General features: G+C 62.5%; 17 protein-coding genes, 2 tRNA genes and 1 pseudogene. 8 read left to right on the forward strand and 12 right to left on the reverse strand.

All coding sequences use genetic code 11. The annotated features are described in order from the left end of the window. Positions 1–33: 33 nt before the first annotated feature. Positions 34–1,896 (reverse strand): dihydroxy-acid dehydratase, encoded by a 1,863-nt coding sequence (gene ilvD, locus NJLHNGOC_RS05940; RefSeq protein ID WP_113595549.1) that lies wholly within the window; start codon positions 1,894–1,896, stop codon positions 34–36. Between the two features lie 198 nt (positions 1,897–2,094). Between ilvD and NJLHNGOC_RS05945 the strand changes: the two genes are divergently transcribed. From NJLHNGOC_RS05945 to NJLHNGOC_RS05955, 3 genes are all read left to right on the forward strand, one after another. After that, entirely contained in the window at positions 2,095–4,266 is a 2,172-nt protein-coding gene (locus NJLHNGOC_RS05945; RefSeq protein ID WP_113595550.1) for an AsmA family protein, read from the forward strand. A gap of 84 nt (positions 4,267–4,350) precedes the next feature. Further along, positions 4,351–4,425, forward strand: a tRNA-Thr gene (locus tag NJLHNGOC_RS05950). Positions 4,426–4,780: 355 nt separating this feature from the next. Beyond that, positions 4,781–5,347: a DsbA family protein gene (locus tag NJLHNGOC_RS05955; RefSeq protein ID WP_206059723.1), complete on the forward strand. Its 567-nt coding sequence runs from the start codon at positions 4,781–4,783 to the stop codon at positions 5,345–5,347. Positions 5,348–5,836: 489 nt separating this feature from the next. On the opposite strand, the gene NJLHNGOC_RS05960 is transcribed toward NJLHNGOC_RS05955, so the two are convergent. From NJLHNGOC_RS05960 to NJLHNGOC_RS05980, 6 genes are all read right to left on the reverse strand, one after another. After that, on the reverse strand, positions 5,837–6,193 hold the full coding sequence (locus NJLHNGOC_RS05960; RefSeq protein ID WP_113595552.1) for a hypothetical protein: 357 nt from the start codon (positions 6,191–6,193) through the stop codon (positions 5,837–5,839). A 696-nt stretch (positions 6,194–6,889) separates the two neighbouring features. Next, complete coding sequence (locus NJLHNGOC_RS16675; protein ID WP_408890611.1) at positions 6,890–7,039, reverse strand: DUF6538 domain-containing protein; 150 nt, start codon at positions 7,037–7,039, stop codon at positions 6,890–6,892. A gap of 74 nt (positions 7,040–7,113) precedes the next feature. Then, positions 7,114–7,204 (reverse strand) — tRNA-Ser (locus NJLHNGOC_RS05965). A gap of 133 nt (positions 7,205–7,337) precedes the next feature. Then, on the reverse strand, positions 7,338–9,143 hold the full coding sequence (gene lepA / locus NJLHNGOC_RS05970) for a translation elongation factor 4 (protein WP_113595553.1): 1,806 nt from the start codon (positions 9,141–9,143) through the stop codon (positions 7,338–7,340). A 95-nt stretch (positions 9,144–9,238) separates the two neighbouring features. After that, on the reverse strand, positions 9,239–9,904 hold the full coding sequence (locus NJLHNGOC_RS05975) for a helix-turn-helix transcriptional regulator (protein ID WP_113595554.1): 666 nt from the start codon (positions 9,902–9,904) through the stop codon (positions 9,239–9,241). Between the two features lie 16 nt (positions 9,905–9,920). Beyond that, on the reverse strand, positions 9,921–10,136 hold the full coding sequence (locus NJLHNGOC_RS05980) for a hypothetical protein (RefSeq protein WP_110528474.1): 216 nt from the start codon (positions 10,134–10,136) through the stop codon (positions 9,921–9,923). 407 nt (positions 10,137–10,543) lie between these two features. Between NJLHNGOC_RS05980 and NJLHNGOC_RS05985 the strand changes: the two genes are divergently transcribed. After that, positions 10,544–11,026: a hypothetical protein gene (locus NJLHNGOC_RS05985; protein WP_113595555.1), complete on the forward strand. Its 483-nt coding sequence runs from the start codon at positions 10,544–10,546 to the stop codon at positions 11,024–11,026. A 286-nt stretch (positions 11,027–11,312) separates the two neighbouring features. On the opposite strand, the gene NJLHNGOC_RS05990 is transcribed toward NJLHNGOC_RS05985, so the two are convergent. The 5 genes from NJLHNGOC_RS05990 to NJLHNGOC_RS06010 form a co-directional block, all read right to left on the reverse strand. Continuing rightward, positions 11,313–13,091 (reverse strand): DEAD/DEAH box helicase, encoded by a 1,779-nt coding sequence (locus NJLHNGOC_RS05990; protein ID WP_113595556.1) that lies wholly within the window; start codon positions 13,089–13,091, stop codon positions 11,313–11,315. 184 nt (positions 13,092–13,275) lie between these two features. Continuing rightward, the gene (locus tag NJLHNGOC_RS05995) at positions 13,276–14,262 is read right to left on the reverse strand and encodes a zinc-dependent alcohol dehydrogenase family protein (protein ID WP_113595613.1); all 987 of its coding nucleotides are present in this window, start codon (positions 14,260–14,262) and stop codon (positions 13,276–13,278) included. A gap of 282 nt (positions 14,263–14,544) precedes the next feature. Beyond that, the gene (locus tag NJLHNGOC_RS06000) at positions 14,545–15,711 is read right to left on the reverse strand and encodes a GNAT family N-acetyltransferase (RefSeq protein WP_165837854.1); all 1,167 of its coding nucleotides are present in this window, start codon (positions 15,709–15,711) and stop codon (positions 14,545–14,547) included. An 87-nt stretch (positions 15,712–15,798) separates the two neighbouring features. After that, positions 15,799–16,266, reverse strand: a complete 468-nt coding sequence (locus NJLHNGOC_RS06005; protein WP_110527768.1) for a RidA family protein — start codon at positions 16,264–16,266, stop codon at positions 15,799–15,801. A 54-nt stretch (positions 16,267–16,320) separates the two neighbouring features. Beyond that, complete coding sequence (locus NJLHNGOC_RS06010) at positions 16,321–17,910, reverse strand: TSCPD domain-containing protein (protein WP_113595557.1); 1,590 nt, start codon at positions 17,908–17,910, stop codon at positions 16,321–16,323. A gap of 206 nt (positions 17,911–18,116) precedes the next feature. Between NJLHNGOC_RS06010 and NJLHNGOC_RS06015 the strand changes: the two are divergent. The 4 genes and pseudogenes from NJLHNGOC_RS06015 to NJLHNGOC_RS16595 all read left to right on the forward strand — a co-directional run. Next, positions 18,117–18,494, forward strand: a pseudogene (locus NJLHNGOC_RS06015) (NADH:ubiquinone oxidoreductase subunit NDUFA12); the annotation flags it as partial. 58 nt (positions 18,495–18,552) lie between these two features. After that, entirely contained in the window at positions 18,553–19,146 is a 594-nt protein-coding gene (mlaD, locus tag NJLHNGOC_RS06020; protein WP_113595558.1) for an outer membrane lipid asymmetry maintenance protein MlaD, read from the forward strand. A 2-nt stretch (positions 19,147–19,148) separates the two neighbouring features. After that, positions 19,149–19,409, forward strand: a complete 261-nt coding sequence (locus NJLHNGOC_RS06025; RefSeq protein ID WP_165837855.1) for a hypothetical protein — start codon at positions 19,149–19,151, stop codon at positions 19,407–19,409. After that, positions 19,406–20,068, forward strand: a complete 663-nt coding sequence (locus NJLHNGOC_RS16595) for a DUF2155 domain-containing protein (RefSeq protein ID WP_113595559.1) — start codon at positions 19,406–19,408, stop codon at positions 20,066–20,068. The genes NJLHNGOC_RS06025 and NJLHNGOC_RS16595 overlap by 4 nt, the downstream gene beginning before the upstream one ends. Positions 20,069–20,077 lie beyond the last annotated feature (9 nt).

Below are 20,077 nucleotides of genomic sequence, written 5' to 3' on the forward strand. Positions count from 1 at the left end.
GGCCGCGGGGCCTGCCCGTTTTTTCATGCCGGTTCAGCGAATGACCCGGCGGCGCAGCTGGGTCACATCGCGCACCGCGCCGTGCGATGCGCTGGTCGTCAGCGCGGCATAGGCCTGCAGCGCGGTCGAGACGACGCGGTCACGCTTTGGCTGCCATGCCGCGTCCCCGCGTTCTTCCATGCGGTCGCGGCGCGCGGCCATTTCCGCATCGCCCACGGCGGCGCGCAGGACACGCGCCGGAATGTCGATTTCGATGATGTCCCCCTCCTCGAGAAGGCCGATCATGCCGCCTTCCGCCGCCTCGGGGGAGATGTGGCCGATCGACAGGCCGGAACTGCCCCCCGAAAAGCGTCCATCCGTAATCAGCGCGCATTTTTCCGCCAGTCCCTTGGATTTCAGGTAGCTGGTGGGATAGAGCATTTCCTGCATGCCCGGGCCGCCCTTGGGCCCTTCGTAACGGATGACCACGACGTCGCCCGGCCTGATCCTGTCGCCCAGGATGGCGGATACGGCGTCATCCTGGCTTTCGAAAATCCGTGCCGGACCGCGGAAGCTCAGCAGGTTGGCCGCAACGCCCGCCGTTTTCACGATGGCGCCGTCTTCCGCGATGTTGCCGAACAGGACCGCCAGGCCACCATCATGGCTGTAGGCATGTTCGTTATCGCGTATCGCGCCCGTGGCCCGGTCGGTATCGAGTTCGCTGTAACGGCTGGACTGTGAAAAGGCCTGCGTGGTGCGCACCCCGCCGGGGGCCGCGCGGAACAGGGTGCGCGCGGCCTCGTCCGCGTCAGGGGCGCTGATGTCCCATTTCGCCAGCGCCGCGCGGAGGGTGGGCGCATGCACCGTCGGGACGTCATCATGGATCAGCCCCATGCGCAGCAGTTCGCCCATGATGGCGGGAATCCCCCCGGCGCGATGAACGTCCTCCATATGGATGTCGGAGCGCGACGGCGCGACCTTGCACAGGTTCGGCACCCGACGCGACAGGCGGTCGATGTCGGCCATGGTGAACGCGACCTCGCCTTCATGCGCGGCGGCCAGCAGGTGCAGCACCGTGTTGGTCGATCCGCCCATCGCGATATCGACGGACATGGCGTTTTCAAACGCGGGCAGCGTCGCGATCCCGCGCGGCAGGGCGGTGGCGTCGTCATGTTCGTACCACTGGCGCGCCAGTTCGACGATACGGTGTCCGGCGCGCACGAACAGGTCCCGGCGGTCGGAATGCGTGGCCAGCAGGCTGCCATTGCCGGGCAGGGCAAGGCCCAGCGCCTCGGTCAGGCAGTTCATGGAATTGGCGGTGAACATGCCCGAACACGATCCGCAGGTCGGGCAGGCGGAGCGTTCGATCCGCTGCGACTGGTCATCGCTGATGCGCGAATCAGCGGCGGCGACCATCGAACTGATAAGGTCCACGCGACGCTCGACCCCTTCGTTCAGGATCTTCCCCGCCTCCATCGGGCCGCCGGAGACGAAGATGGTGGGGATGTTCAGCCGCATTGCCGCCATCAGCATGCCCGGCGTGATCTTGTCGCAGTTGCTGATGCACACCAGCGCATCCGCGCAGTGGGCGTTGACCATGTATTCGACCGCATCGGCGATCAGTTCGCGCGACGGCAGGCTGTAGAGCATCCCGCCATGACCCATGGCGATGCCGTCATCGACCGCGATCGTGTTGAATTCACGCGCGACGCCCCCGGCCTCGGCCACGGCGCCGGCCACCAGCTGTCCCAGGTCCTTCAGGTGGACATGGCCGGGCACGAACTGTGTAAAGGAATTGGCGACCGCGATGATCGGTTTGCCGAAATCCCCATCCTGCATGCCGGTCGCACGCCACAGGCTGCGCGCACCGGCCATGTTGCGGCCATGTGTCGTGGTGCGGGAACGGTAGGCAGGCATGGGTAAACCTTTCTGCGGTAAATGGGACAACCCGTGAAGAGATGGGTATGACTACACGGCAATTACAGGACCGCATCCCCCCACGCCAGCCCTGTTATTTCCCGGTTTTGCGCCAGCGCGCGGCGGGAAAGCGGGCGGGAGGGGTCGAAACTCTGTGTTGTGGCAGGCGTTTGCATCAATCCGGAAGAAAGGGCAGGCATGACGGATACAGGCAAGGCACTTACACGCGGGAACGAACCCCCGCCCCCCCGTCAGGGCCGCGCGGTTCCCCCCGTGCGCGCGATTGTCGCGGGTACGATCTGTGTCGCCCTGCTGGTGCTGATCATCCTGTGGTCATGGGACTGGTTCATTCCCATGGTGGAACGCAGGGCCGGGGCTGCGCTGCATCGCAGGGTCACCATCGCGCACCTGCATGTCCGTCCCGGCCGGGTGATCGTGATCGGGGCCGATGACGTACGCATCGACCAGCCGGAGGGATTTGGAAACCTGCCGCCGCTTGCAACGGCGAAGCGGCTTGATGTCGCGATCCGGTGGTGGCCGTTGCTGTGGGGCGGGGGGCTGGACCTGCCGCTGATTTCGCTTGATACGCCGGTGGTGGAACTGCAGGAACGGGCGGACGGCAGCCGCAATTACGATTTTTCCGATCCTGACGCGGCGAAAGAGAACCGGACCCCGAAAAAGGGGAACACCTCCATGCCCCGGATCGGCGCGGTGCGCATCGTCAGCGGGCAGCTGCATGTCATGCATGCCGGGCTGCATACCGACATGCGCGGGCAGGTCCACACGACCGAGGCAAGTGATCCGGAAGGCGCGCGCCTGGTGATGGATGCCCGTGGCACCTATGTCCGTCAGGCAATTACCGGCCATTTTTCCGGCGGCACGCTGGTATCGCTGCAGGATCGCAAACAGCCCTATCCGGTCGATCTGGAGGTACGGCATGGCGAGACGCGCCTGTCGCTGCATGGCGCGGTGGAGGACCCGCTGTCCTTTGCCGGGGCACGGCTGCGCCTGTCGCTGGCGGGACCGGACATGTCGCTGCTTTACCCCCTGACGGGCGTGGTCATTCCCCAGACGCCCCCCTATCGGGTGGAGGGCAACCTTGACTACACCGCCGCGCATGTCCGCTTTCGCGATCTGGATGGGCATGTCGGTTCCAGCGACCTTGGCGGCGACCTGTCGATCGATCCCCATCAGGCCGTGCCCTTCGTGGATGCCGAACTTCATTCCCGTCGCGTCGACCTTGCCGATCTTGGCGGATTTTTCGGGGCGACGCCGGGGGAAAAACCCTCCACCGCGCAGCAGCAGGAAGAAGCCCGCGCCCATGCCAGCAGCAATGCCGTCCTGCCCAGCACGCCCATCAACATGCCCAAGATCCGGGCGACCAATGTGCATTTCGCCTATCACGGCGACCATATCGAAAACCGGCATACGCCGCTGGATAATATCGATGTGCTGGCCGATATCCGCGATGGCGTGATCGATGTCCATCACCTCAACTTTGCCGTGGGTTCCGGCACGCTGGCCAGCAGCGGCACCTTTACGCCCCGAGGTGACGCGGTGGAGGCACGGATCGGCATCGACATGGTGCGCATCAACCTGTCGCGCCTGATGCAGGCAACCGGACGGTTTCATGGCAACGGGGTGTTCGGCGGGCATCTGGCGATCCATGGGACCGGCAATTCGCTGGCGGCCATCGTGGGCAATGGCGATGGCGGCATGACCGTCGCGCTGGATCAGGGGGGCGATATTTCCGCCGTGCTGCCGGACCTGCTGGGGCTGGAACTGGGCAAGGCGCTGCTTTCGCTTCTCGGCCTGCCGGGTGAGACGGACCTGAAATGCGTGATTGCCGACATGCCGCTGCGTCAGGGGATACTGGGAACGCGCACGCTGCTGATCGAAACGGGGGATACCCGCACGGTGGGCAAGGGGGACATCAATTTCCGCGACAACACGATCGATTACGCCCTGATGACGGATTCCCGCCATTTCGCGGTCGGATCCTTTCCCGGAACGCTGCATATTACCGGGCTGCTGAAAAAGCCGTCCATCATGCCGGGGACGGAGACGATCGCCCGTGCCGTGGGAACTGTCCTTCTGGGGGTGGTGACGCCTGTCGCCCTGCTGCCGACGATCGAGGCCGGGGTGGGCAAGGAATCCCTGTGCGCGCAGGCGATCCGCCAGATGCGCGACAATCCCGCATCGGGGCAGGTGCCGGTCGCGGGACGTCCACGGCGTATAAGCCGCCATCAGGGGCATGCGGCCCGTCGCGTCCCCACGTCGCATCCCGCGACGACCGGCCGTCTGAGTGCGGCGGAACGGGCGCGTATCAGGGATGTATGGACGCAGAGGATGAAGGGCCAGCATTCCTGAGGAAAAGCGTCGCCGGCCCCCATCACCGGGGGCCAATACCCGCTTGACCCTGCGCGGCGATATGGGCAAAAGGAGACGGCTATTGCCGGGTTAGCACAGCGGTAGTGCAGCGGTTTTGTAAACCGAAGGCCGGGGGTTCAAATCCCTCACCCGGCACCATAGCTTTTTTGCGACAGGATGCTGTTGCTTTTCGGGATCTTTCCCGTCGGGTAAAAATCCCTTCATCCATGCGTCGGCCATTTTCCCGGTATTGTCGGGGTATGCCACCTTCGGGGGCATGCACACGATGTGGTTTACGTGCGATCAGTATTCCGGACATGCTTCAATCCTGAAGTATCGCGCGCACCCTTTTGCCGAAATGCGGGAAATGGATGCCAACCATGCCGCGGCGATGGAATGATCGTGCCGGCGTACGTAACGGGCGGTCGGCCCCCTGTCATGGACAGCAGGCCGTCATGCGTGTCCTGAAAATTCGATAGCGTGACTGCCCCATACAGAAGAAGGAACATGCATCATGTCCAGAATGCCTTCATCCTATCGCGTTGATCCGCTTGTCTGGGGACATGGACCCAGGATTTTCGAGATTTTTGTCGAACCGACCTGCCCATTTTCCGTCCGCGCCATGGGCAAGCTCGATGCGCTTTTGCAGCAGGCGGGCGAGGATCGGATTACGATCAAGATCCGTTTCCAGTCCCAGCCGTGGCACATGTTTTCGGGCGTGATCGTGCGCGCCATTCTGGCGGCCTCTACGCTGGAGGGCGGCAAGGAAACGGCGCGTGCCGTCATGAATGCCGTGGGTGCCCATCGGGAGGAGTTTGAATTCCTGCATCATTGCGCCGGTCCCAACATGGACGCCACGCCCAATGATATCATCCGTCGCATGGAACGTTATAGCGGCGTCGCGCTGGCGCAGGCCTTTGCGGTGCCGGAATTGCAGGCGGCGATCAAATGGCACTGCAAATATGCGCGGCAGAACGGCATTCATGTGTCGCCGACCTTCATGGTTGATGGGCTGATCGATCCTGCCATCAGCAGTGGCGACACGGTCGAGGACTGGATGGCGCGGATTTTCGCGGACTGACCGAACGGAAAAGTTGTCAGTTTTTCTCCGAAGGACCGTTTGAATAATCTTCCGGTAACAGTAATAAAAGTTTTTGGGTGCCGTCTTTTTTCAAAAAGGCGGCGTCTTCATGAAGCTTTTTGCAAAAAGCTTCACCAAAAACTTCCTTATGATGACACGGTATTTCGTGAACATTCCCTGAAAGACGGCATCCCCCATGGGCTGGGGGTCTTCATTCCTATGTCCCATGTTCCACCGTCCTTGACGGAGGCACGACCACAGGAATTCAGGCAATCATTTCGAGGAGGTGTCGTGGCGGAGAGAGTGGAAGAAAGAGCCAGTTCATCTACAACCTATTGACTATATAAAACTAATTACCACAAAATATTGGTTTACATACAGTGTTTCACGACAGTATAGCACATGAGTGAAAAGTCACAGAGTTTTTTTGTGGCTACTCACTCGTGTGGAAAAATACGAACAGAAATCGTTAAATAATTCTATGTATCTCTAATTATTTGATATTAGGTCTTTATCTGTTGGCTTTGCTGTGCCTGCTCCTATGGTAAATAAATTATCAAAGTGATTTAAGAATGTCTCTATCAAATGACCGTGGTAAAATCCATAAACAGTAGTTGTTATGTTTCTGTTTTTCGGCTTAATAATATTAAAAGTTAATCTATCTTCATATATTTCAGGTTTAAACCAAGCTAATGACCCCCATTGCTGGGAGGAGTGAGTATAATATATTTTATCATTACTTCTTTTCCATGTGTTTATCCGGCCTTTCTCTTCACTTTGAGAAAGCCTTTTATTAAACTCATCTAAAAGAGATTTTGGAGATACGGTGAAGAATCGAACTGCCATGACATGCTCTTTAAAGTTAAGAATGCCACAATAAGAACATATGAAATACATTTCAAGAACATATGTTCTGTATATATGACGCTCATATTTTGGGGTCGTGAGAGTGTTCGTCCAAGCTGGGTTAGATGCTTGACCACATGAATCAAACAGAGTCCGACCTTATTTAAGAAACAGAAGAGGTCATCGGGGATCGGGGTTATGACAGCAACCGGATCAGACGATNATCTTGTCGAACGGAACATTACCGCCTGCATTCCACCGAGGAAGAACCGGAAATCAAAGCCATCTTACAACTGGCACCTGTATAAAAAGCGCCACCTTANCCGAAAACATGTTCGCAAAGTTGAAAGGCTGGCGACGTGTTGCGACCAGATACGACCGGTGCGCTCATACGTTCATGTCCGCAATCCAGATTGCAGCAAGCTTCATCTTCTGCCTCAAAGAATGAGTCTTGAGCATAAGAATATCGCGTTGTTCTCGTTCTTTTCGAACGGTATATTCCATGAGGTTGAATCGAGCATTCATCCAGTCAGTGACTTTTTTGAAGGTTTTCCTGCGGAAGCTTGTTAATTTCTGATATATTTTCTTTGAAGAAGTCTCTCAGCTTAGTTGCTGATATCTCTTCGTTTCGATAGGCCGTGATAGCCTGAATAACTTTTTCTCGCATTTCGCCCCATAAGTCCGACAAAACAGGCATCAGACCGAGCGCCCTACTTTGTGCGATTTTTTGTCAGAAGTGCGAAGGGTGCGGACCAGATGCGTTCTGAGCATAGGTCGAAGGTCTGACGAAATCCTTACTCGAAGATACCAGCAAGCTCGTCGTCGGGTCATATAAAGCGTAGCCATAAGTGTTCCACATGCGTGTGTAACACTGCGGGAAGCCAAAAAAATTTGGTGCAAAATCAAGGACTTGCAAGTCGTGGCGGAGAGAGTGGGATTCGAACCCACGGTACGCTATTAACGTACACACGCTTTCCAAGCGTGCGCCTTAAGCCGCTCGGCCATCTCTCCTGCCGATCAGGAACGGGCACGCAATCCCGCCTGATGGGTGCGGAACATAGCAGCAATTCATGCAAGCGCAAGGGGTAAGATCATGATTATCCCACCCCTTGGCGGGATAATCATGATGGTCGTGCGCCGGTCCTCAGTGATCCATCTTCAGCGCGGCAAGGAAGGCGCTCTGCGGGATTTCCACCTTGCCGAACTGACGCATGCGCTTCTTGCCTTCCTTCTGCTTTTCCAGAAGCTTGCGCTTGCGCGAGATGTCGCCGCCATAACATTTGGCGGTCACGTCCTTGGACATGGCGCCAAGCGTTTCGCGCGCGATGATGCGGCTTCCGATGGAGGCCTGGATCGCGATCTTGAACAGCTGCCGGGGGATAAGTTCTTTCAGCTTCGCGCAGATCGCGCGTCCCCGTGTTTCCGCCGCCGAACGGTGGGCGATGAAGGACAGGGCATCCACCGGCTCCTGATTGACAAGGATGGAGATGCGGACCAGGTCGCTCTCCTCATACGTGTCCATCTGGTAGTCGAAGCTGGCATACCCGCGGGAGACGGATTTCAGACGGTCATAGAAATCAAAGACCACTTCGTTCAACGGCAGGCGATAGACCGCCATCGCCCGGTTGCCGACATAGGTCAGGTCCAGCTGCACCCCGCGCCGTTCCGTGCACAGGGTCAGGACCGCGCCCAGATATTCGTCTGGAACCATGATGGTCGCCCTGATCCACGGTTCCTCGATCCGTTCGATCAGGGAACCGTCCGGCATGTCGGCGGGGTTGTGCAGCTCCTCCATCGTGCCGTTGGTCCGCCACAGGCGATAGACCACCGATGGCGCGGTCGCGATGAGGTCGAGGTTGAATTCACGGCTGAGGCGTTCCTGGATGATTTCCAGATGCAGCAGCCCGAGGAACCCGCAGCGGAACCCGAAGCCCAGCGCGGCGGACGTCTCCGCCTCGTAATGGAAGGAGGCATCGTTCAGCCGCAGCTTTGCCAGACTGTCACGCAGCTTTTCAAAATCATCCGCGACCACCGGATACAGGCCGCACCAGACAACGGGAATGGATGGCTTGAACCCGGCCAGCGGCTTGTCCGCCGGGCGGCGGTCGTCGGTCAGGGTGTCGCCCACGTTACAATCGGCCACCGTCTTGATCGCCGCGTTGATATAGCCGATTTCGCCCGGACCCAGCTCGTCCACCGGCGTCATGCGCGGGGCAAATACGCCCACCTGATCGACATTATGGACCACGCCCGTGGACATCATGCGAATGCGCATGCCCTTCTTCAGGCGCCCTTCCTTGACCCGGACCAGCGTGATGACGCCAAGGTAGGGATCATACCAGCTGTCGACCAGCAGCGCCTTGAGCGGTGCTTCGGCATCGCCCTTGGGCGGCGGCAGGCGCGTCACCAGCGCCTCCAGCACGGCCTCGATGTTCAGTCCGGTCTTGGCGGAAACCTCGACCGCGTCTTCGGCGTCGATGCCCACGACTTCCTCGATCTGCGCCTTGACGCGCTCGCAGTCGGCGGCGGGCAGGTCCACCTTGTTCAGGACGGGCACGATCTCATGATCGGCGTCGATGGCCTGATACACATTGGCCAGCGTCTGTGCCTCCACCCCCTGCGATGCATCGACAACCAGCAGCGACCCCTCGCACGCGGCAAGCGAACGGCTGACTTCGTAAGCGAAGTCGACATGGCCCGGCGTGTCCATCAGGTTGAGGACATAGGTCTTTCCATCCTTGGCGGGATAGGTCAGGCGCACGGTCTGCGCCTTGATCGTGATGCCGCGCTCGCGCTCCAGGTCCATGTTGTCGAGGACCTGGTTCGTCATTTCACGCTGCGTCAACGCGCCGCACGCCTGGATCAGGCGGTCCGCCAGCGTGGATTTCCCATGGTCGATATGGGCAATGATCGAGAAATTGCGGATCAGGGAAAGGGGTGTGTCGGTCATGCGCGAGACATAAGGTAAAAATTGCCAAAAGTCAGCCGGAACATCATGAATTGATCCGGTTTTCGCGCACCGGTCACGCCGGGGACACGGGCGGCCTACAGACAGGCCAGCGCGATGCGGTGAACGCGTGACGCGCCATCCATTTCGATGATCTCCCCCTCCATCCGGCCAACGCCGCGAATGCGGATTCGTTCATGCAGCGGTGCCGTGGCTGGCGCATCGTGCCACCTGTCGGTCACGATGCCGCAGCACGGATGGGAATCGGGACCATGCAGCAGCACCCGGTCATGTTCGCGGATGGCGGCGGTGGGGGAAACGACCACGACCGCGCCGCGGCGGAAGATCGGTTCCATGTTGTCGGAATCCACCAGGACGGCATAGGAATGATGATCCGCCAGCCCATGGAAATCCCATGTCTCCCACCTGTCGCCACAGGGCAGGCCCGCGTCATCGAACAGATCCGGCTGGCACAGTTCCGAAAAGGAGACGATTTTCAGGTGGGAATGATGCGTGGCCGAAGGTTTTTCCCCATGCCCGTTCATCAGCCGCCCGAAACCCTCCAGCGAAATGCCGGTGGCCGACAGCGTGCGCGCAAGGCTTTCGGTCCCCGGCCAGCGCGGCCGCCCCGACGATGTCATGCGTTTGGACGGGTTGAACGTGGTGCTGTCCAGGCCCGCCGCCCGCGCCAGGCCCGAAGGCGTCATGCCGCGTTCGGTCGCCAGAAGATCCAGCGCGCGCCAGATATCCTCGTGGCTGATCATGGGGGGGCCGCTTCAGTCAGGGCCGTTTCAGGATTTCGCTGCAATGCCGTGTGGTTCCTGTCGCTGAAATTGCAAAACGACCGTCCGGACGCCGAAGGGCCAGCCCCATCTCCACCAGCCGTTCCAGGCAGGGGGTGTCGGGCATTCCTTCGGGCCGACCTGCCTGTCCGCTCAGATACAGGCGGTGCAGCGCCGAACGGCAGCATGTCTCCAGATAAGGTTCGTCCCACATGGCGTCAGTCCGTCCATCCCCGGACAGCCCGGGGGCTGCCGGACGGGCCGGGACCACAGGTTCGGTAACGGTGGCCACATGGGGGGCGTATCATCATGAATGTCGATAAGAAATTGTCAGGCGTTCAATACGTATGTCATCAATATTATATCATCACAATATTTTAACAAATATACTATTTTTTCCAGCACAACCGGATAGGCCATAATTTCCCCCATGCCAAGGAAAAGCCTGTGCCAGGGAAAAGGCAGCCATGTGCTGCACGACCTTATCCATGCGTCCGTGGATCATTATGTCAACGTGAAACAGCGCAGGATGGGTTTTGTCACAGGTCCGTCCCAATGCGGCCATATGTCCGTGGTTGTTTCCAGCCAGGTTGGATTATCTTGCATTTGATGAGGGTAATAATGAAGTTCAATCGGTTTTTTATTGTAGCGAGCCTGTCCGGTGCCGTTTGCGCCCTGTCGCCCGCGGCACATGCCACGGATTGCGACAACAGCCAGTCGACGCCAAGCTGGGACGTGCTCGATCGCGCGGCGCAGGCCGGCGACTGTGCCAACAACCGCCTGCAATCCTATCGTGACAAGGCCCACAACAGCATCGAGCAGCGTGAACAGGCCCTGAAGGATCGCGAGGACACCCTGCGCAACGACACGACCGGACGGCTGGACCGCGCGCGTGAGGCGGAGGAGCAGAAGCTGACGAACGCACGTTCCAACTTTGACCAGCGCCTTGAAAACGGCCGCGACCGTCTGGATGCGATCCGCAATGCCCCGCAGCAGAAGCTGGACCAGATCCGTTCGGCCGGGGATGCGGAAAAGCAGAACTGGAACAACATGCGCAACCAGACCCGCTCGGACGTCGACAGCCTGCTTGGTGGCGGTCAGTAATCCCGATGCGGATAAGGGCGCGTGATCCGGGTTTGCCGGTTCACGCGCCCTTGGGGACTGTCTGAAAACAGCCTGCCAATCAGGAATAACAGAAGTTTCCGGGTGTCGCCTTTTTTTAAAAGGCGACGTCTTTCGAAGCTTTCTGGAAAAAGCTTCACCAAAAAATTCTGTAGTTTCAGAAGATTATTGGGACCGCCTTTTCAGGCAGTCCTTTTGTCTTCCTGTCCCGGTTGCTGATGGGGAAGGGGACAGGCCGTATCTGTGGCCTGTCGTCCCCAATCGTGGATCAGGCCGGTCGCGGGCTGCGCTTGCGCGACGATCCGGTCGCACCGCCACGCGGGCCGCCATGGCCCTGACCGCCCCCGCCAAAGGTGCGGGGACGACGTGCCCCTGCCGGCGGACGGCCCTGGCCGCGCGGGCCGGACGAACGGCGCGGGCCCATTCCCCCCGCCGGGGCCGATGCAGGTGCGATCTGCACCTCGTCATTGTCGATCGCCGCGATGCAGGAACGGAATTTCTCTTCCGTGTCGGGGGCGATTTCGAACAGGGTCTGCGTGTCCGCGATGCGGATGGCCCCGATATCGGATTTGCGCACCCCGCCAAGCCGGCAGATCAGCGGCACCAGCCATTTCGGATCGGCCTTGTCCTGCCGCCCGACGCTGAGGGAGAACCAGGCGCCGGGCTCACGCGGGGCGCGGTCGCGACCCTCGCGCACGGGACGGGTGCCCTCGGCGCGCGGGGGGCGGGCGTCGGGCGTGATCTGGCGCACATTTTCCGGCTGGGGCAGATGCGCGCGATAGGTGCGCAGCAGGGCGGCCGCCAGCTGTTCCGGGGAATGCCCTTCGGTCAGGCGGGAAATCAGCTCATGGTCCGCCGCCGGCACCTCTTCCGACAGGGCCGGGTCGGACAGCAGGCGCTGCGCGTCAAGCGCGCGGATTTCCTCGGCACTGGGGACCGGGGACCACGTGGCCGAAATCTTGGCGCCCATCATCAGGCGTTCGGCGCGGCGGCGCTGCGAGACCGGCACGATCAGGGCGCAGACCCCCTTGCGTCCCGCGCGGCCCGTGCGGCCCGAACGGTGCAGCAGGGTGGCGGGATCGGTCGGCAGCGTCGCATGCACCACCAGCGCCAGCGCCGGGATGTCGATGCCGCGCGCGGCGACGTCGGTCGCGACACAGACGCTGGCCTGTCCCTTGCGCAGGCTGTCGATGGCGCGCGTACGCTCGGCCTGTCCCAGCTCACCCGACAGCGCGACGGAGGAAAAGCCCCGTTCGACTAGCGCGGACTGCAGGTGGCGCACCAGTTCGCGCGTGGCGCAGAACACCATCGTGGTCGGGCTGTCGGTTTCGCGCAGGACGTTGACGACCGCCGGGATGATCTCGCGCCCATCCGCCAGCAGCGCGCGGTATTCGATATCCGCATGCTGCCTGGCGCCCGACAGGGTATCGATGCGCAGCGCGTCATTCTGGTAACGCTTGGCAAGGGAGGCGATTTCACGCGCGATCGTGGCGGAGAACAGCAGCGTGCGCCGGGTTTTCGGCATCGCGTCCAGCAGCTGTTCCAGCTCGTCACGGAAGCCGAGGTCCAGCATCTCGTCCGCTTCGTCCAGCACGACGACACGCAGGTCCGACAGGACCAGGCGGCCACGCGACAGGTGATCGCACAGGCGTCCGGGCGTGCCGACGACGATGTGTGCGCCCATCTGCAGGGCGCGGGCTTCCCGCCGGGCGTCCATGCCGCCGATGCACGACACGATACGCGCGCCAGCAGGCGCGTACAGCCATGTCAGTTCGCGCGTGACTTGCATGGCCAGTTCGCGCGTCGGGGCGATGATGACCGCAAGCGGCGCGCCGGCAGGACCGAAATGTTCGGCACCGCCCAGCAGCGTATCGGCCATCGCAAGGCCGAAGGCGACCGTCTTGCCCGACCCGGTCTGGGCCGAGACAAGGAGGTCGCGCCCATCGGCGGCGACGTCGAGAACGGCGGTCTGGACGGGGGTGGGGGTTTCATAACCCCGTTCGTCCAGCGCGCGTTTAAGTGCGGGATGGGTTTCAGGAAACGACATATATGAAGCAATCCGGGCATAAACGTAAATAAGGCGACGCAGGAGGAGAGGCCGCCGGCCGTTCATGCGTCATGGGGGAAGGGGGTGCATAAAGAAAGATGGCCCGAAATACCAGCAATAATGACGCCCCCTTCTGATCATCCTCTTTCCGTCCGGGGTCGCGCGCGCCAATGGCGCGCGCGTATCAGGGAACCAGAACGGCTGCCCCCTCAAAGCGGCCATGGCGCAGGTCATCAAGCGCGCGGTTGGCCTCACGTAGGGGGTAAGCGGTTGTTTTTGTGCGGATTCCGACGCGCGGAACCAGCTCAAGGAAATCGACGCCGTCCTGCCGCGTCAGGTTCGCGACGGAGACAAGCTGACGCTCTTCCCACAATAGGTCGTAGGAAAAGGCGGGGATTTCGCTCATGTGGATGCCCGCGCATACGACGCGTCCGGCCTTGTGCACGGATTTCAGCGCGGCAGGCACCAGCGCGCCCACCGGGGCGAAGATGATGGAGGCATCCAGCTGTTCGGGCGGCAGTTCGTCCGACCCGCCTGCCCATGTCGCGCCAAGGCTGCGGGCGAAATCCTGTGTCCTGGTGTCGCCGGGACGGGTAAAGGCGTAGATTTTGCGCCCCTGCCACAGCGCGACCTGTGCGATGATGTGGGCGGCCGCCCCGAAACCGTAAAGGCCGACGGTCTGCGCCTCCTTGCCCGCGATCACCAGCGAACGCCATCCGATCAGCCCGGCGCACAGCAGTGGCGCAGTGGCGACGTCATCGGTACCTTCCGGCAGGGGAAAGGTGAAATGCGCGTCCGCCACGGCCATGGTGGCGTATCCGCCATCGCGGGTATAGCCGGTGAACAGCGGATGATCGCACAGGTTTTCATGCCCCGTTTCGCAGTAATGGCAGTGCCCGCATGTATGGCCCAGCCACGGGATGCCCACCCTCTGCCCGATATGCAGGTCGGTGACGTTCGGGCCGATGGCGTCGATGCGCCCGACAATTTCATGCCCCGGCGTCAGGGAATGACCCGGAAACGGCAGGTCGGCATCAACCACGTGCAGGTCGGTGCGGCAGACGCCACACGCGCCCACCTTGACCCGGATCTGTCCCGGACCGGGTTCGGGATCCGGCAGTTCCGTCCATTGCAGCGGCGTGTGCGGGGCGTTCAGTCTCATGGCATGCATGTCGGGTGTTCCTCCCTTGTCGTCATCAGCGCCTGCTGTCACGGGCGCCGTGTCGGGGAACATCCTACCATCATGCGGCCCAAGAACGCATGACCTGCATCACAAATCGCCGCATTGCGTCCGTCAGGGCCTGTTTGAAATATCGGTCCGATAATATCCTGAAATCATAAAAGTTTTTGGTGAAGCTTTTGCAAAAAAGCTTCGAAAGATGCCGCCCTTTTGAAAACAGGCGATGCCCGGAAACTTTTGTTCTTCATCAGCAGGTTATTTTCAGACAGCCTCTCAGCTTTGCGTGCGGTAGGGCGTCATGGCGTTCATCACGTCCATTTCGCCCATGATGGCGGCGCGTTCATGTTCAAGGAATTCGGCCACGGCATTCCGCAGGCCCGGATGTTCGATCCAGTGCGTGGAATAGGTCAGGCAGGGACGATAGCCACGCTGCAGCTTGTGTTCCCCCTGCGCCCCGGCCTCCACGCGGCGCAGGCCGTGGGCGATGGCGAATTCCATCGCCTGATAATAGCACAGCTCGAAATGCAGGAAGGGCCAGTCCCCCCGGTCGCAGCCCCAGTTGCGGCCATACAGCGTATCGCGGCCCATGAGGTTCAGCGCGCCCGCCACCGGCGTTGCGTCGCGTCGCGCGATCATCAGCACGACCCGATCGCCCAGACGCTGCGACAGAAGGGAGAAGAACGGGCGCCGCAGATAGGCGCTTCCCCACTTGCGATCGACGGTGGAGAGGTAGAAGCGGTAGAAATGGTCCCACAGTTCTTCGGTGATGTCGGGACCGCGCACGGCCTCGAACGTCAGGCCGCAACCATGGGCGTCGCGGCGTTCGCGTTTGAGCGTCTTGCGCTTGCGCGAGGCAAGGGTCGCCAGGAAATCGTCGAAACTGCCGTAGCCGGGATTGTCCCAGTGATACTGCACCCCCAGCCGCTGCAGCCAGCCTTCGCCGCCCATCAGTTCATATTCCCCACGTTCGCAGAACGTCACGTGGGTGGAGGACAGGCCCAGTTCCCCGCATGCCTGCCGCAGTGCACCCGCCAGCATGCGGGCATTGGTCCTGGCTTCCTCCTCCCCCATGTCCCTGCGAACCAGCAGGCGCGGCCCGGTTACGGGGGAAAAGGGGACGGCGACCTGCAGCTTGGGATAATATTCCCCGCCCGCCTGTTCAAAGGCGCGCGCCCATTGCTGGTCAAAGACATATTCGCCAAAGGAGTGCGATTTCGCGTACATCGGGGCAACCGCCAGCAGTGACCCGTCCGCCGCATGCACGGCGGCGTGCTGCGGCAGCCAGCCCGTGCGCGCCTCGGCCGAGCCGCTGTCTTCCAGCGCGGACAGGAAGGCATGGCTGACGAACGGATTGTCGTCGCCCGCGCACAGGTCCCACTGCGCCGCCGGGATGTCCGCGATACGGCGATGGAGGCTCAGGCTCGGGGCGGAGGAAGACATCGCATTTTCCCGCATGTCTGTGCCGCGGCGCCCGATCTGTCCGGATAGGTAGTATCCGGCATCTCTTCCGGGCGCCGCGGGCGTGGATCAGGCGATTTCGAACAGGCCCTCGACCTCGACCGCCGAATCCAGCGGCAGGGACGGCACGCCCACGGTGGAGCGCGCATGGCGTCCCGCATCGCCGAACACCGCGACGGCAAGGTCGGATGCACCGTTCATGACGTTCGCATGCTGCGTGAAATCGGGCGTGCAGGCGATGAATCCGCCCAGGCGCACCACGCGCCGCACGCGCGAGAGGTCGCCAATCGCCGCCTTTACCTGCGCGATCACGTTGACCATGCTGTAGCGCGCGGCCTCGACCGCGACCTCGACCGCGACGCTGTCGCCCAGCTTTCCGCTGGCATACAGCCGTCCGTCCACCAGCGGCAGCTGCCCCGAGACGATCAGGGAGGAGCCGCTGATGACGGCGGCGACGTAATTGGCGACGGGGGCCGCCGGCGTCGGCAGGACAATGCCCAGCTGCCGGAGGCGTTCTTCGGGGGTATGTGCGGACATCGGCTTTCTCCGTGGGTTTTCGTGGCGCGAATGTTCAGGGCGCGCGAACGCCCCTTATACAACCAGCCGCAGCCTGCCGCGGCGCGGTGGCGGGGTTTCGTCATTGTCATCGCCCGAATGCGCCCGCGCCGGCAGGTCCAGCGGCAGCATCGGCGATGGCGCCGGGGTCAGGTCGTCCTCATGCGGGGCATCAGGCAGCCTGCGCCCCAGATAGGCATCGGACAATGCCCGGAACGCGTAATCCAGCATGGATGTCGCATAGGATGCAACCGCGTCGCCTTCCACCGTTCCGGCCGGTCCGAAATGGCTGTAGGCAAAGGCATCCACATAGATTTCCAGCGGTGCGCCATATTGCAGCCCGATGCTGACGGCCTGTCCCAGACTGTCCATCAGGCCGCGCGTCATCGGGCTTTCGCGCGTGGGCGTAATGGAAATCTCGCCCAGCGTCCCGTCCTCATACTCGCCGGTGCGCAGGTACAGCCGGTGGCCACCGACGCTGGCCTTCTGCGTGAAGCCACCGTGGCGGGGGGGCAGGGGGCGACGGACGCCGCGTTCCAGCGCCGCGCGGGTCTGCAACGTATCGCGCACGGAATCGGGGCGCGGCGGCATGCGGTCGATGAACCCCGCCAGCGCGCGGTACATCGCCTGGTGGGAGGCGGCATCGGGCAGGGGCAGCACGGTTTCGCCCGCCAGCATGGCGGCAAAGGCGGCCTCCAGCGTCAGGCCACGGCAGGCAAGACGCGCCAGCGTGCTGGTCGCCAGCCGCCCGTCGGGCCGCAGGGGGGAAAAGGCCGGCGCAAGGCCACACGCCTCCACCCCCAGCAGGGCGTCGATCGGCCCGGGCGCGGAAAAGCCGGTTTCGACGCGCGACATGGGGTGTTCGGTTTCCACCGCCGCATCCTGCCAGACGGCGCGCGCGATCTGGTTGACGCCGGGCACGACACTGCGCACGGGGGGCAGGGGCAGCGCATCCGCGCCTTCGCCCGCGTGGGCGACCAGCGTCGCCAGCGCGACAAGGCTGCATGCCGCGTCGCGCGCGCCCTCGCTGTCATAATCCAGCCCCAGCCCCGCGAGGCAGGCGTCAAGGTTGGTCAGCAGGATTTCCCCCGCGACCATCGCATGCCCCGATGCCACGTCATCGGTCGCCGGGACGTTCGTTGCGGACAGCGCGCCATCACCCAGCGGCAGTTCCCCGTTGCGCTGGCCCGCCTTCTGCCGGGCGATGGTGCGCAGGACGCGCGCGATCAGGCGCAGGGCCGCGACGAAATCGTCGGCGCGGAATCCGATGTCGGGATGCACGAATGCCGCCAGGTTGACGACAAACCCCGCCCGCCGGTCGAAATGCCCGTGCCACAGGGCCTCGCTCGGGGCGGCCTGCCGCAGCAGGAGCAGGCATGAAAGGGAGCGCGCGACCGGTTCGATGACCGGGCGCGCGATATCGCCCGCGCACAGGTCGTCGATCCACCGCGCCGCCTCCTGCGCGAGGTCGACGGGACGGTGGCCCGGCGTCAGGCGCGCAAGCGCCTCGGCCGCCGTATCGTCCCAGTCGGCGGGAAGGGTAACGGTGCGTGGTGCATCGTCGGGGTCCGCGGCGGCCTGCACGGTGCGCATGCGAACGCCGTTCCAGTGGCTTCGTGCTGTCATGGGGGCATTTTATCCCCCCGCGACGTGCCGCCGGAACCCGTCCGGGCGGGAGTCGGCGCTATACATTCCACTGTATATCGTGGATATGGGGGATAACTTTGCGTGAAGTGGAAGCGCGATGCGTGCGGGGTGTGACGCCATGCGCGTGACGCGGGCGTTCCTGATCCCGCAGATGTGACGCCGCGTTCGGCGAAAATGCCACTAGGCTATGGGGCATGGCAAATCTCGGCACCCGTATATACACCCGATTCAAGGGCCGGCTGGTTGGCAAGGATGCCGATGGCCGGTGCTATTATGAGGCCCGCACGGCCAACCGGACCGGTGGAGGTCTGAAGCGGCACGAACGCTGGGTCATCTATCACAAGGGGGAGGACGCGTCCGCCGTTCCGCCGGAATGGTGGGGCTGGCTGCATCACATTGATGACGCCCCCCTGCCCGAAAGCGCGCGCAAGTCGTGGCAGATCCCCTACCAGCCCAACCAGACCGGCACGCCGGAGGCCTATCGCCCCCCCGGCAGCGATTATCGCGGCGGCCAGCGGGCTTCAACCACCAGCGATTATGAGGCATGGTTCCCCGAAGGGTGAAACGTTCGGCATAACCTGTTATGGGTGGTGCCGATCGATTTTGGGAAAGCATCGCGTTATGGTGGCTGCGGTTTCAGCACGTCCGGAACGGAAACCGGCGGATCTTGTGGCGGGGTTTGCAATCCTCGCATTGCTGGGGGGCTTTCTGGCCTACGCCGTGATCGACAAGGGCCGCCCTGCCGAAAGCGGATATCGCCTGAATGCGACGTTCGGGCATATCGATGGCCTGTCCATCGGGTCGGATGTGCGGCTTGCCGGCATCACCGTGGGGCAGGTGGTCGATGAACATGTCGATCCGCGGACATTTTCCGCCGGCGTGACCTTTACGGTGCGGCCGGACATCAAGCTGCCTGACGATACGGCGGCGATCATCACCAGCGACAGCCTGCTGGGCGGCAAGTATATCGCGCTCTCCCCCGGCGGGGATGACAAGATGCTGCGCCCGGGGGCCACGATCGGCGAAACGCAGGGCTCCATCAGTCTGGAACAGCTGCTCAGCAAGTTCATATTCTCGGTCACCGATACGCTGACGCAGGCCAATCAGGCGCGCGCCCATGCGCAGCAGCAGGCCCCCGCCGGCAGCAACGCGCCCGCCAATCCCGCGTCGCCGGATGGCGCGTCCGCCGCCCCCGCCGCGCATGAGGGACCGTAAGCATGGCCCAGGGTAACGGTGGTCAGGGTAACGGCGGTCCGGGTGACAGTGATGATGATGCGGTGCCCGTGATCTGGCCCCAGCCGGATGGGGAACCCGTGTCATGTCGGGAGAAGCTGGTGGTCCTGCGGGAAAATTATGTCGAGTTGCATGATGTCATGCGCGATGCGTTCGAGGATGCGATCCTGATGGGTGTGGATGAGGCGCAGATGCGGCGTATCCTGATTGAACTGGTCGGCAGGATGCGGAGTCCCCACGCATGATGCGGCGGATGCGTGCCGTCGCCTGTGTGCTGTCCCTGATGGGCGGGATGGCCGTGGTTCCGTTTCCCGCGCTGGCCGATACGCAGTGGCTGGCACCGCCCCCGATGTATCCGCCCGATACATGGAAGGGACGTTCTGTCGCGGTGGTGCGCATCCTCGACAAGCTCGATGCGCATGTACAGGTGATCAATATCCCCGCCGGGCAGGATGCGACTTACAAAAGCCTGACACTGCATGCCCGTGCCTGTCTGGAACGTCCCCCCACCCTTGCGGCGGATACGGCGGCGTCACTGACGGTGCATGACGCGCATGAGGGCATGGTGGCATTCGATGGATGGATGCTGACGCAGGAACCCGCCATCGGCGTGTTCCAGAACCCGCTTTACGACGTGCAGGTGGTCGGATGTGGCGGCGACGATGTCGCGCCCGTGCCACCGCCGCTTGCCGTGGTGCAGCAGCAGGCCGCATCGCCCGACGCCCCCGTTCCCGCCACGCCGGGGCAGCCGGCGCAGGCCGCGTCGCCATCGTCACCGGATGCGCCACTGCCGCCCGTGCCCCTTTCGCCCCCACCGGCCCATCCGGCCGCGCCGCCGCCCATACCCCCCGCGTCCCCGCCCGAGGATAATAATTCCGGGGCTGCCCCACTCTTGCTGCATTGATATGTGAGC

Source organism: Novacetimonas cocois (genome assembly GCF_003311635.1).
GTDB classification, from domain to species: domain Bacteria; phylum Pseudomonadota; class Alphaproteobacteria; order Acetobacterales; family Acetobacteraceae; genus Novacetimonas; species Novacetimonas cocois.